The organism is Treponema denticola (genome assembly GCF_024181645.1).
Lineage (GTDB): Bacteria > Spirochaetota > Spirochaetia > Treponematales > Treponemataceae > Treponema_B > Treponema_B denticola_A.
In genome coordinates this window covers 1,431,780-1,445,410 of record NZ_CP058624.1, presented here as the reverse complement: position 1 = coordinate 1,445,410, position 13,631 = coordinate 1,431,780, and the positions used below count along the sequence as shown (strand labels likewise).

Here is a 13,631-nt window from a genome sequence, read left to right as displayed (position 1 = left end):
TTATGGAAAACTATGAAAATACCGAAAACACCGAAAATGTAAAATTTGAAAATCCTTCTTCCAAAAATAAGATAAAACCTGAAAAAGCAAAAAAAGACAAAAAAGGTTTCGGATGGATTTCCTTTGTGGTTATACTCATTATTTTGTTCTTTTTCCTAAAACCTTTTTATATTTTAAATGAAGGCAATGTTGCCATTATAACGAAATTCGGAGCTGTAGTAAAAACGGAAAAAGAGGCCGGGCTTCATTTTAAAATGCCCTTGATTCATACGGTAAACAAATACACGGCAAAGCTCTTGCGGTTGGACGGTGATCCCCAAAAGATTCTTACCCTGGAAAAGCAGTATCTTAGAGTAGATACCACCAGCCGATGGCGTATAGTCGACGTAAAAAAGTTTTACGAATCCCTAACAACCTATGATAGCGCTTATTCCCGCCTTTCGGATATTGTAGATTCGTCGGTTAGAGATATTATTTCGGTAAACAGTCTTGCCGATGTTGTACGAAGCTCAAATATTATAAACGAAAGTAAAACCACGGAAGAGTTTAACCTTGAGAATGCCGAAGTTGACCTCGGCTCCTTAAAGACGGAAAAAGTAAACTTCCCTGTGATAAAAAAGGGCAGGGAAACTCTGGCTGATGAAATTTTGGCCAAGGCCAATAGCCAGCTGGGTGAATTCGGCTTGGAGGTGGTTGACCTGATTTTTAAAGGAATTAAGTATTCGGATGAGCTTGAAAATTCCGTATTCAGCCGCATGATAAAAGAAAGGAATCAGATCGCAGGAACCTTTAGGTCTACAGGCGACGGAGAAAAACTTAAAATCTTAGGCGAATTGGAAAACGAAAAGCGGACTATCTTGTCGCAAGCTTATGCCGAGTCGGAAAGGATAAAGGGAGATGCCGATGCAAAGGCTGTTGCAATCTATGCCGAAAGCTACGGCAAGTCCCCCGAATTTTACAGCTTTTGGAAGAGCATGGAAATTTATAAAAATTCCTTACCCGAGACTGAAAAAGTCCTTTCAACTGATATGGAATATTTTCAGTACTTGTATAAGCATTAACCTTAGAAAAAGTTTTTCCGATATTGTATAGGAATAGGGGGTATGATAAACAGTTCGGCACAAATGGTGCCTCACTGTTTATCTTCGAGTTTTGTGCAAAGCACAAAACATCGCATTATTTTATGTAGTTTTGCGTAAAGCAAAACTACTTGAAAAAACTTTTTTCGCAAATTGATATTTGCTCCAAAAAGTTTTTATGAGAGGTAGAAATTTTGAGAAGAAGAGGAACACTGGGACGTATTATTGTTCTTTTGATATTGATTATTTTACTTGTTTTCGGAGGCTTGTTGTGGTTTGATTATTTAGGCCTGATCAGCTCAAGGAGCTTGTTTTCTCCTATTTACTCCTTTTTCGGTTTAAAAACGCCTGAGGGTATTGCCCCCTTAGATGCCGATGAAATGGCCAATTTGGAAAATGACCGCTATGAAAAACGCTTGATGGCTTTAGAGCTGCGTTCTCAGGAATTGGATAAGCGGGAAGAAGATGTTCAAACTCAGGAAAATGAAAATAAACAGGTTGCCGAAGAGCTTGATGACCGCAGGCTGGCTATAGAAGAAAAAGAAAAGAACTATAATCTTTTGGTTGTAGAGCGGGATGCCCGTGAGGCGAACATAATTCAAATCGCAAAATATATAAACGGTATGCCTCCTGAAAAAGCCGTTTCAAATCTTATAGCCATGGATGATCAGGATATAATTGATGTACTTAGGGCTGTAGAAAAAATAGCTGCCGAAGAAGGTAAAAACTCTTCGGTTGCCTATTGGTTTTCTTTGATGCCGGCCTCCAGGGCTGCGGAGATTCAGCGTAAGATGGCAAATAAGCCTGTTACCTTCCCGTAATGGGTAATTTAAAATTTAAGCATGTTTTTTCCGACGATTTCTTTTGCCGTATTTTTTCTCTCAGTCTTTTTTTTATATTGGTATATTTTTAGGCAGGAAAAAGAACGAAAAATCCTTTTAACGGCCGCATCTTATTTTTTCTATGCGATGTGGGATTGGCGTTTTTGTATTCTGCTTTTTGTTTTTACTCTTATAAATTATTTTTACGGCTTTCTTCTCGATAAAGAAAAAAATTATGCTCCGCGAAAGGCTATTGTAATCATTATCTGTATTATCGATATTTTATATCTGGGATTTTTTAAATACCTTTACAGCCTGCTTTCATATTTAAACCAATTTTTTCCGGATATGTTTGTTAATTCTACTCTTTTAACTCTGCGTTCTTGGTCTCTTTTAGTTCCTGTAGGGATTTCTTATTATACTTTCCGATGTATGAGTTATGTCTTCGATATTTATCTTTGTAAGATAAGGCATGTAAAATCTTTTTGGGATTTTTTACTCTATGTATCGTTTTTTCCTCAGCTGTCCTCAGGCCCGATTGTTCAAGCCGAATATTTTTTAAAGGACCTTCCCCGTGCCCTTAACTGCGATAATGAAAAAGGAGCAAAACCCATAGCCTTTGACCGAGCTATCGTGTTTTTAATTTCAGGCTTGTATAAAAAAATGATAATTTCAAATTTTTTAACCATACTCGTTACCGATAAAATTTTTGCAAATCCTTCGTTTTATAATACATGGGAGCTTATTTTTGGGGTAATATCTTATACGATAATTATCTACGCAGATTTTTCGGGATACAGCGACATGGCAATAGGTATAGGAATCCTTTTAGGGTTTAATACGCCTGCAAACTTTAACCGTCCCTATATTTCAAAATCCGTTACCGAATTTTGGAGAAGGTGGCATATAAGTTTTTCTTCTTGGCTTAGAGATTATCTTTATTTCGGTTTAGGCGGTTCCCGCTTCGGTCTTGCCAGAGCTTTGTTTGCTCTTTTTTTTACGATGCTTATTGCGGGTCTTTGGCACGGTGCTTCATGGACATTTTTGATATGGGGAGCTATGCAGGGCGCAATGCTGTGTATCGAAAGAATTTTTTCGGAAATAAAAGAACGTAAAGCTATAGGAGAAGAAATTTTAGGTAAAGAAAAAAACGAAAAAAAAAGTTTTGATTTTTTAAGAATTATACCGGTCTTTATATTTGTAAACATCAGTTGGCTTGTGTTTTTTTCGTCGTCACTATCGGAATTGGGTTTATATTTAAAGTCCCTTGGCAATGTTTTTCAGCCCTTTCAAATTATAAGCCCTTTTATTCTTTTAATCTTTTTTGCAGGTCTTTTTTTGCAGCTTCCTTCGGAAAGTTTAAGAAAAAAAGCTTTTACAATATATAGCCGTCTTCCGATGATTGTTAAGGTTGTTATCACCGTAAGTTTTGTAGCCGCTCTTTATGCGGTTTCAACTTCTGGTATACCGCCGTTTATTTATTTTGCGTTTTAGGTGAAAGTTGACATATGAAACTAAAGGAAAAAATAAAAAAAATAAATGCCGGTCTTTCTTTTAAAATAAAACTTAAAGATAAAAAATCCATCTTTTATTCTGCAAACAAAGCTCTTTCGTTTTTTTTACTCTGTATTTTTTTATTTATGCTGCTCTTAGGTAAATCTTTAGACGATTTTTCATCTAAAATAAAAAATCCTTATGCCGCAGATGTATTTAAGACTGCCGTTAAACCCGTTTCGGAACTGTCTCAAAAATTAAAACTTGATAATCTGATTCCTTCTGCAAGGAGCTTCTTTTTACGCTATGCAGGGCTTGAAGGTTTAAGCGATTGGGATTCTTTTTATTATATGAATTCTGCAGAATTAACTCATAGGGAAAGACTTTTAGCTTTGGAAAATTTAGGGAATGTTATAGACAAATCTCAAGATGAAAAGTCGTCCATAGATAATCTTGAAAAAGACTTAGAAACAGCACGAGACGGTTTACCGACAGAATCAAAACCGGAAGATGTTGCTGCCGTTAAAAAAATGATAGATGAGCTTGAGGCAAAACTTGAAAATGTAAATACGGTTTTGGATAGGTTAAAAGACATTGAGCAGGCTAGAATTGCAGAGCTTGAAAAAATAAGACTCACACAAAAAATGTTGGAATTAAGAAAAGAAGATATATTTAAAACTGCCGTTAAGGAAGGAGAATCAAATGTAGAGCAGGCTGAGGAGCCTAAAAAGGTTTATACCTATAATACGGAAAGACCCTTGCGTATTCTAATGATCGGGGATTCTCAGATGCACAGTATTGCTGCAGGTTTTTTAAGGCTTACAGGTCAAAACTCTTCCATAAGTGTAAAAGAAATTTCGGTTCACTCTTCAGGTTTTATAAGAAGCGATTATTACAACTGGCCTAAAAAGTTAAAGAATGTATTTGAAGAAAGTCAAAACGAACCCTATGATATTGCCGTCATTTTTTTAGGAATGAATGATTATCAAAATTTTTATGCAGATAACGGCAAAGTCCTTGTAAAAGAAACTGAAGACTGGGAATCGGCTTATAGGGATAAGATAAAAAATCACTTGGACGTTTTATTTGCAAATACAAAAAAGGTGTATTGGCTGGGCATGCCTGTTGTACGGGATAAAATATACAATGCCCAATTACTCTATATTGAAGACTTACAGAAAAAAATAGCATCGGAGTATTCGAGTATAATCCTTAATAAATTTTCTTTAAGCAGCATCGCTCCCGGAGAAGGGGTTCCTTATACCGATACCCTTAAAACCGCCGAAGGTAAAAAAATAAGGCTTATGAAAGATGACGGGCATCATTATACTATTTCCGGCGGTGAATATATTATGCAGCCCTTTTTAGAGCTGCTTTACAAGGATTGGGATCTGGAACCCTGTACGCCTTAATTATACGCTAAAACCGATTAAAATGCTCTTATAAATTACGTAAATTTCCATTATTTTGTATTGACAAAACTTTATAATTGGATATAATGCTTAAGACATGATTAAAAGTGCGATTAGCCTTAAAGCTCATGCAAAAATTAATCTGCATTTGGAAGTTTTAGGAAAGAGAAGCGACGGATTTCATGACATTGTAAGTGTTTTTGCTCCGATTTCTCTTGCCGATGAGCTTTTAATGCAAAGAATACCGGATAGAAAAGAGTGTAGGGTGCTTTCTCCTTTGGCTGAATTGCCGGCAGAAAATACAATTACAAGAGCTTATGAAGAGTTTAAAAACTTTACCGGTATTTCTGAAGGCGTTTCCGTTAGGATTTTAAAAAGAATCCCTGAAGGTGCCGGATTGGGAGGCGGATCTTCCGATGCCGCTTCGGTTTTGCGGGGGCTTAACGATATTTTTTCTGCAGGTTTACCGGAAGAAGACTTAAGGGCTATAGCTTTAAAAATAGGAAGCGATGTTCCGTTTTTTTTGGGAAATGGAGCTGCGGTTGTACAGGGCCGCGGAGAAGAAATAAAGAGAGTTTCCGTTTCTTCAGATTATTTTGGGATTTTGATTTATCCCGAAATAAAAAGTGCGACACCTAGGGCTTACAGCCTTTTAGGCCGTAAAGAATCGGAGATACTGAATCCTGCTTTTAATCCTGAGCTTTTTTGCGGTAAAGATTGCCGTGAATGGCCTTTTTTTAACAGTTTTGAAGATGTTCTTTTTAATGAATATCCTGCAATAAAAAAGGCAAAACTAGACCTTTTAACTTACGGAGCTGATTTTGCTCTTATGAGCGGTGCAGGTTCTTCGGTTTTCGGGCTTTTTAAAGATGAAAAAACAGCCAAAAATGCTTATTCCAAGCTTTTTGCAAAATATCCTCAATGTTTTTTCTTCTTGTTACTTGCGTTCTGATAGAAAGCGTAGTAAAATATTGGTAGGTAAGGTATTACCAATATTATTATGCAAGGAGGACAGTATGGAAATTACAGAAGTCCGTGTTCAGAGGGTGAGTCCGGGGAATAGTTTAAAGGCTTATGCTAATATTACGTTTGATGATTGCTTTGTCCTTCATAATGTAAGAGTGATCGAGGGTAATGACGGTTTGTACATCGGAATGCCCAGCCGGAAGTTGAGTAACGGTGAGTTTAAAAATATAGCTCATCCTATCACTGCCGAGTTTAGAGAAAAGATGACAAAGGCTGTTTTGGAGGTTTACAAAAAAACACCTGTTATGCCGGGGCAAGAGGCTGAAGTGTAACTTTAGCAATCAATTTGTGACGTAATATTTATTTTTCTGTTTTTGGATACAATTTAGCTTTCGGCTTTTTGTATATATTTTGGGACGTCGGCAAGTGGTAAGCCAACGGCTTTTGGTGCCGTCATTCCGTAGGTTCGAATCCTACCGTCCCAGTTTTGAGGCTGCTTTTATCGGCGGCCCTTGTTGCAAACTAAATAATTGGTATTAGAGGAGTTCTGGGATTATGGAACAGAGACTGTTAAACGCAAATGAAAGATCAACATACGGTAAAAATGCCGCTGTAAAAATGAGAAAAGCTGGAAGAATTCCTGCAGTAATGTATGATAGACACGGCAAATCCGTTCCTATTGATGTTGATGAAAGAGAATTTATGAAACTTTTTAAACTTGTTACCGAAAGTACTATTGTAACATTAAATGCAGCGGGAAAGGATTACGAAGTTTTTATTAAAGATTTTCAGCATGATATTGTTAGAGATAAGATTAAACATATCGACTTTTATGAAGTAGAAAGAGGAAAGACCTTACGTACAAAGGTTAAGATTAAACTTGAAGGTTCTCCCGAAGGCGTACGCCATGGCGGAATTCTTGAGACAGGTATTACCGAACTTGAACTTGAGTGTCTGCCCAAGGATCTTCCTGCCAGAATTATCGTTGATGTTTCTGCTCTTGACGTAAATCAATCGCTTCATGTCAAGGATATTAAGCTTCCTGAGACCGTTACCGTTTTAACAAGCGATGATATAACGGTTGCTGCTATTAAGTTTGCTGCTGCTGAAAGCACAACACCGGTTGCAACTGAAGGAGAAGAAACCGAAGCTGCCGCACCCGAACCTGCTGCAGAGGGTAAATAAGCTTTAATCTGAATATTTTAGAACTTCCGTTCAATTTAAAGGGCGGAAGTTTTTTTATGTATTCCCAACTTTTTCCGCATTTTTTTGACTGTTGACCATTTTTATAAATTATGTAAAATCTATTTTATGGCAAAATCGTTTTTAAAAGATGTGCTTTTAGGCTTTTCCTCCTTATGTGATAGAACGGCCGGCCAAAACTCCGATAAAAAGGCCGGCCAATCGGCCGCACCTTTGAAACTTCTGCTTGCCGTTTCAGGAGGAGCCGATTCTATGGCCATGCTTTCTGCCTTTTTGGAATTGAAGAGCGATATAAATGCCGAAATTTTTGTGCTGACCGTAAACCACAATATAAGACCCGAAAAAGAAACCTTAGGCGATGCCCAATTTGTTTTAGACTTTTGTAAAGATAAATGTCCATGTATCTTAGCCGAAATTCCTAAAAATACGGTATTCGATGAGGCTAAGAATAGAAAAACCGGAATTGAAGATGCTGCCCGCTTTTTAAGGTACAATGAGTTTGAAAAGGCAGCCGACGCCTTAAACGCCGATTATATTTTAACGGCCCATAATAAAAACGATAATTATGAAACGGTTTTGATGAGGCTCTTTCAAGGTTCCGAGCCTGAAGCCCTTATGGGGATTTCTCCAAGACGGGGAAGATTTGTTCGGCCCATGCTTAATATCAGCCGCTCTGAAATAGAAGAATATTTAAAAGAAAAAAATATCCCGTGGAGAGAAGATGCTACTAATCTTGAAACCTCATATCTTAGAAACAAGGTTAGGCATAATCTTCTTCCTGCTTTGACCGTCTGCTTTGACGGCTGGCAAAGGGGCTTGGATAAAAGTTTGGCGAAGATAAGGGCTCAAAACGATTTTGTTATCGCCTCTTATAAGGCAAAAAAAGAAACATGGGTATTGGATAAAAAGGAAGAGTGCTGCCGATGTAAATTTCTTTTTTTTCTAAGCCTTGAAGAAGCCTTAAAACTTAAATTTCTTCAAGAAGGCCTTATTCTTTTAAAGGGAAAAAGAAGAATTCCTTACTCGGTCTTTGACAATTTAATGAAGCTTTCCGATACTAAAACGAAAATTTTTTCGGGCGGCTTTTGTATAAAAAAAGAAGGAGATGAGGTGTTTCTTTTTAAGGCCGTAACTGAAGAAAAGACAGGCGAAGTCTTTTATTCTATCTGGATTGATAAGCCTTGCTCCTTTGATACCCCTGCCGGAACTTTTAAGGCCTTAGAAAATGAAGACGGCTTTTTTATAGTGCATAAAAGCGATAAAACTTGCGGTATAGGGCCTTTTAAGCCTCCCTTTTGTGTTCGCTCACGCCTCTTTGGAGATGAAATTGAGACCTCTTCGGGTTTAAAAAAATCAGTAAAAAAAATTATAAATGAGTGGAATATAGACTATGAAGATAGAAATATTTTGCCGATAATCGAAGAGGGCGGGGTAGTTAAAGCTATATACGGAGCCGTTTTCGGCAAAAAAAATTGGTATGTTTTAGGGAGTTACGATAAACAGCTCGGCAGAAATTCAGCCTCACTGTTTATCTGACGAGTTTTGTACCAAAGGTACAAAACATCGCATTATTGTATGTAGTTTTGCTTTATGCAAAACTACTTGAAAAAACTTTTTTCGCAAATTGATATTTGCTGCAAAAAGTTTTTATGGGAGTAAAGAGATGAAATATTCCTGTAGATTTAAGTGTTTTAAACTCAAGCATAGATTATGTGCTTTTTTTATTTTAATTTGTATAGGTATTTATGCAAATCAAAGTGAGGGGGTAAATTTATCTGCGGCCCTATCATATTTGCAGAATTCCGCTAAGCTTTTTACCGAAGAAAAATGGAAGGAAGCCTTGTTTGAAGCCCAGCTCGGCGAAGTCTATGATTCGAAAACCGCCGATTTTTTATATATTCAGGCAGTATGCAGCTTAAAATTAAATTATCCTAATGAAGATATATTGCAAAAAGCCGATGCTGCCTGTACCGATGGAATGATCTGGCGATTATACGATATAAATGCCGGCCGCTTATTGGCGGCTCAAGTTAATGCAAGAATGTTAAAATATAAGGAAGCTCTGGAGCTTGTCAAGCTTTTACCCTTTGAATCGGCCGAATCGGACTATGTAAGGGCTGATGCCCTCTACGGGTTAGGCCGGCATGAAGAGGCAAAACAGCTTATTTCCGAAGCTCTTGACCGATGGGCCTTTAATTCCTCTTTTGCAAAATTATTCTTTTTACGTGAACGAGGAAAAAAGGTAAGCTTTTTCGGTAAAAAGCTAGCCGGACATATAATTTCCCGCCTTTACGCGTGGCAGGATGAGGATCCGTCTCTCCTCTTGCTTGCAAGTCCCTTTGAAACAAAATCGGAAGAAAATATCAGACGGTTGAAACTATATCGAGGTATGTATTTGCCTTTTACAGAATCGCATGATCTTAACGACTTATATAACCGCTCTTATTCTACCTTGCTTTGTCTAAGGTACGGTATAATAGATGAACAAACGGCTGTAAACGAATTTTTATCGGCTAAGGTTTATTATTTTAACCCGATTTTGAAAGAGTATGTTCTTACTCAGGCCATGTATGAATCCCATTTGGTCGAGCTTTTACGCTTGGTTGCAAATTCCAAATTGAGAAATGAGCTTAAAAACTTTTTATCGGTCTATGAAGGGTTGATTGTAGATGATGAAAACGGGGATCTGATTATAGATTCTAAAATTTATTATAAAAACGGCAGACCTTGGTGTGCCGAATTTGACAGCTTCCAAACAGGATATCCCGAATACACTGTAGAATGTAATTTCGGTATTCCATCCGTAATTCACGGCAAAAAAAATGAATATTCGGTGTCCTATGATTCATATCCGGCCGTTAAAAATTGTATCAAAGACGGTAAAAACTACACTATGCGGCCGCTTGATCTTAATTGGGCTCCGATAGAGTTAAAAGAACTAAATCTAAAACTGTACGGAATGCACCAAAAACAACAGGCCTTTTTTTCTTTAAAAGTAGGCAAAAATGTAAGAAGTCTGCATGAAGGCACATTAACTTATTCCGCTGCATTTTCTGAAGAAAATACTCCATACATAAACGGAGGCGTAAAAAAAGTATTCTTTGATAAGGGTATCCCGATAAAGGCTGAAGTAAGCGTTTCAGGAGAGTTGTATTCTCAAACAAATTATAGAAACGGCTTACCTGTTTTTGAAAACATAGATAAAGACGGAGACGGCTATTTTGAAACAAGGGTTGAGTATGATCCAAAGGGTGCATTAAAAAGGATAGATATCGATTTAAATAAAAATAAACTCTATGAATATTCCGAATACTATCAAAAAGACGGCTCCGTTACAAAGGTTTGGGACAGCGATGAGGACGGTTCCTTTGAAATTACATATACGCAATATGAAAATGGAGACTCTAAAACCGAATGGATTCACCCAAAGCTTAATAAAAAAATCCGTGTCAGTTATAAAAACGGCAAGCCCGTCCAATTATTTGACGGAAAAGAAAACCTTATTCTTATTCCTTCGGATAAGGGGAACTTGTTTTGGCTTAATCGAAGTCCTATAAATATTGAAAAAGTAAACGAAAAAATTATAGAAATATTTAACCAAACGAGCCTTCCGGTTGTTTCTTATGTGTTTAGTATAAATAATGTCGAGGTTTTTGCCGTGCGTTCGGGAGGATTTGTTTTTGCTGAAATCATCAACGACTAAAATAAGTTTTTTTCTTCTCTTTTTGCTGATTTTTTCTTGTACTTCAACCAAAGAAGTTTCTTATGTGGACTATTCGGATCGATCCAGCGTGTTGTATCAGGTTGATTATACGGAAAAGCTCCTTAAATCCGGTAAGATAACGGATGCTCTAATCCGCTCTCAGATTCTTCATCTTAACACAAAAGATTTTGAAGAGGTTGACAAGATTAAATCGGAATCAATAGAAAAAACGGAAGCTGCATTTTTAAAAAGCATAGAAGAAAAAAATTGGGATGAGGCTGTCAGGTATTTTAGGTCTCTTACCTCGATCGGAAAACGTCCTGCCGGATGGACTGAAGAACGCCTCTTTGAAGAAAGGAATATCTTATGGAAAAAGAAGACCGATCTTCCCTTATTAAATTTACAAAATAAAAAAAATCCTTCAGCCGGTTCAGCTTCTTTTCCTCAAAATATAGATGAAATGATAAAGGGCTCTCTTACCGTTTGGGTGGATAGGGGAACCCGCATACAAAGAGGTTATGCTTCGCCTGACATTGTTATAGGTTCGGGCTTTTTTATAGATCCCCGCGGTTATTTTATTACGAATTATCATGTTATTCAAAGTGAGGTTGATAAAAAATATAACGGCTATTCAAGGCTTTATATTAAGTCACCGGATAATCCAAATATAAAAATCCCTGCAAGGGTTGTAGGCTGGGATCCTCTTTTTGATCTGGCCTTGGTAAAGACCGAGTACACGCCTCAGTTTATTTTTAATCTGGGATCTTCAAAGGATTTAGGAGTCGGAAGCCGTATTTATGCAATAGGTTCTCCGGCAGGTTTGGAAAAAACCCTTACCTCAGGTATAGTATCGGCAAAATACCGCAGGCTTTTTTCTATGGTAGATATAATGCAGATAGATGCTGCCGTCAATCATGGGAATTCGGGCGGACCGATAGTGGATGATAAGGGTCTTGTTCAAGCCGTAGTATTCGCCGGTCTTGAAAGAAACGAGGGCCTTAATTTTGCAATCCCTGTTGAGCTTTTAAAGGCTGTTCTTCCAGATTTATATAAGGGCGGAGAAGTTAAACATTCTTGGTTTGGCTGTCACGGTCAAAACCGAAAGGGCGGTTCGAGTAATGCCGGCGGAGTTCCGAGCGGGGTTTTTGTAAACTATGTCCTTCCTGACGGCCCCTTTTCAATTTCAGGTATAAATGAGGGTACCGTAATAAAAGAAGTTAACGGTATTCCTGTAAATTCGGTTGAAGAAATACAAGCAAATTTATTGTCTATAGCTCCTGAAACTATTGTCCTTATTAAAGGCTATCAAAAAAATGAAGCAGGTATTTATGAAGAAAAAACTTGGCCTGTTTTATGTGCCGAACGGCCTCTCTATCCGGGAAATTCCGTTTTTAGAAAGGACAGTATAGCAAGAGCCATGCTTCCCGTTTTCGGGTTTAAACTTGAATCGGTGGGAAAAAAGAATTCTTATAGGGTTGCAGAGGTTATCCCCGGCAGCTTTGCATCTGAAAATGCCTTTGGTGTAAATGACTATATTGAGATTAACGGAAAAAGATGGGATAATGAAAACGAAGAGGTTATTCATGTAAATATTTATACAAAAAAGGTTAGGGCCGGTTATATGGACAGCTTTATGGTTTTAAGTGCCTATCTTGATAATCCCCTTTTCTTTTAAAAACTGTGTACTAAGCTAATTTTTTTTGGATTTTTCTATTATTTCAAGACAAGCTTCTAAGGCATGTTTTTGTTTTACGGGGTAATCGGGTTTGGTCCCTGTTTCTGCATTGTTTGAGCCGTCAGGGTTTAAAGTATAGAACATGTCGTATTTAATAATCATCCCGCTTTTGGGCAGTTTTAAATAGACAGGATGAAGGGCTAACAATCCCGACCCTCCTGTGTTTTCGCCTACTAGATTTGCAAAACCTGTTTGTTTACAAAAAGCTGCAAAGGCATCTGAGGCGGAATAGCATTTTCTATTTATAAGAACCCATATTTTCCCGTCAAATTTAAAATTTGAAGGTTCAGGCGGTATCGTGTATTCCATATCGTAATATTTTTTAAAAAAAGCTGCATCGTTTTTATTTAAATTTTCCAAAGGAGGCAGATTTTTTAGTTTTGAAATTTTTACAGGAAAGAGACCTCGATCTCCCTTTAAGAAAAACGGAAGGTAGCGATCCGAAAATTCGGAAGAATTATAAAGAGCAATAGTTTTAAAAGTTTTTTCTTCTTTTAGCAGTGGTGCAACTAGAAATCTTCTCCATAAAAAAGTATACCCCCCTGCGTTATCCCTTAAATCTATTATTAAATGTTTATATTTATTTTTTGTTATTTCTATTTGATAGTTTTTAAAATCATTCCAATCAAAATTTTTTGTAGATGAAAATCTCGGTATTTTTATATAAAAAATATCATCTTTTATTTCTTTAAATATGAATTTCTCCATATCCTCCCGTTGCTTCTCATATCTTTGTATCGTTTCCATATATTCCGTATTAGAGCCGAAACCTTTTTCATAAAAAGCTTCGACCCTTTTATCCTGCTTTATATAGTGAAAATCCTCATCTCTTTTATCGTCCAATGAAATTGTTGCAATGTTGCTTTTATACGAGGTATAGTCTATAGCTCCCAGATGTCCGAAAAAATGGTTATTTGTAATTCTAGAACATATTATATTATAAAATTTCATATATTCTATTTCGTTTTTCAAGTTTTTTAATTTTTCGGCATAATATGTTTTGATTGATTTTAAATCTGCTCCGTTTGTTATACATGTATTTTTATTGGGATAGCCCTTATCGATAAAATCCCAAAAATATTCATAATCAGTCTTCATTTCTTCTAGCGTGATAAAACGTTCTTCATCGCCCTCTGAATAATTTAAACAAGAAAATACCGAAATACTAAATACAAAAAAAACACAAAATATTTTTTTATCATAGTGATTATTATGAAA

At 36.8% G+C, this 13,631-nt stretch carries 11 protein-coding genes and 1 tRNA gene; 11 read left to right on the top strand and 1 reads right to left on the bottom strand.

The features are described from left to right. Positions 1-2: 2 nt before the first annotated feature. From hflC to HO345_RS06795, 11 genes are all read left to right on the top strand, one after another. On the top strand, positions 3-1,061 hold the full coding sequence (hflC, locus tag HO345_RS06845) for a protease modulator HflC (RefSeq protein WP_253682188.1): 1,059 nt from the start codon (positions 3-5) through the stop codon (positions 1,059-1,061). Positions 1,062-1,273: 212 nt separating this feature from the next. After that, positions 1,274-1,900: a periplasmic-type flagellar collar protein FlbB gene (locus tag HO345_RS06840; protein ID WP_253682187.1), complete on the top strand. Its 627-nt coding sequence runs from the start codon at positions 1,274-1,276 to the stop codon at positions 1,898-1,900. A gap of 21 nt (positions 1,901-1,921) precedes the next feature. Beyond that, a complete protein-coding gene (locus tag HO345_RS06835) occupies positions 1,922-3,394 on the top strand; it encodes an MBOAT family O-acyltransferase (protein ID WP_253682186.1) in 1,473 nt (490 codons plus the stop codon). Between the two features lie 14 nt (positions 3,395-3,408). After that, positions 3,409-4,806 carry an SGNH/GDSL hydrolase family protein gene (locus tag HO345_RS06830; protein WP_253682185.1) on the top strand — a complete coding sequence of 466 codons (1,398 nt, stop codon included), beginning with the start codon at positions 3,409-3,411 and terminating at the stop codon, positions 4,804-4,806. 97 nt (positions 4,807-4,903) lie between these two features. Continuing rightward, positions 4,904-5,758, top strand: coding sequence for a 4-(cytidine 5'-diphospho)-2-C-methyl-D-erythritol kinase (gene ispE, locus HO345_RS06825; protein WP_253682184.1), 855 nt, complete (start codon positions 4,904-4,906; stop codon positions 5,756-5,758). A 64-nt stretch (positions 5,759-5,822) separates the two neighbouring features. Beyond that, the gene (gene spoVG / locus HO345_RS06820; RefSeq protein ID WP_010697027.1) at positions 5,823-6,104 is read left to right on the top strand and encodes a septation regulator SpoVG; all 282 of its coding nucleotides are present in this window, start codon (positions 5,823-5,825) and stop codon (positions 6,102-6,104) included. A gap of 80 nt (positions 6,105-6,184) precedes the next feature. Then, a tRNA-Gln gene (locus HO345_RS06815) sits at positions 6,185-6,257 on the top strand. Positions 6,258-6,327: 70 nt separating this feature from the next. After that, positions 6,328-6,957 (top strand): 50S ribosomal protein L25, encoded by a 630-nt coding sequence (locus HO345_RS06810; protein WP_253682183.1) that lies wholly within the window; start codon positions 6,328-6,330, stop codon positions 6,955-6,957. Between the two features lie 126 nt (positions 6,958-7,083). Further along, the gene (gene tilS / locus HO345_RS06805) at positions 7,084-8,511 is read left to right on the top strand and encodes a tRNA lysidine(34) synthetase TilS (protein ID WP_253682182.1); all 1,428 of its coding nucleotides are present in this window, start codon (positions 7,084-7,086) and stop codon (positions 8,509-8,511) included. A gap of 127 nt (positions 8,512-8,638) precedes the next feature. Further along, positions 8,639-10,678, top strand: coding sequence for a tetratricopeptide repeat protein (locus tag HO345_RS06800; RefSeq protein ID WP_253682181.1), 2,040 nt, complete (start codon positions 8,639-8,641; stop codon positions 10,676-10,678). A gap of 64 nt (positions 10,679-10,742) precedes the next feature. Next, entirely contained in the window at positions 10,743-12,353 is a 1,611-nt protein-coding gene (locus HO345_RS06795) for a S1C family serine protease (RefSeq protein ID WP_366796666.1), read from the top strand. A gap of 15 nt (positions 12,354-12,368) precedes the next feature. On the opposite strand, the gene HO345_RS06790 is transcribed toward HO345_RS06795, so the two are convergent. After that, a complete protein-coding gene (locus tag HO345_RS06790; RefSeq protein ID WP_253682179.1) occupies positions 12,369-13,511 on the bottom strand; it encodes a S41 family peptidase in 1,143 nt (380 codons plus the stop codon). Positions 13,512-13,631: the final 120 nt, after the last annotated feature.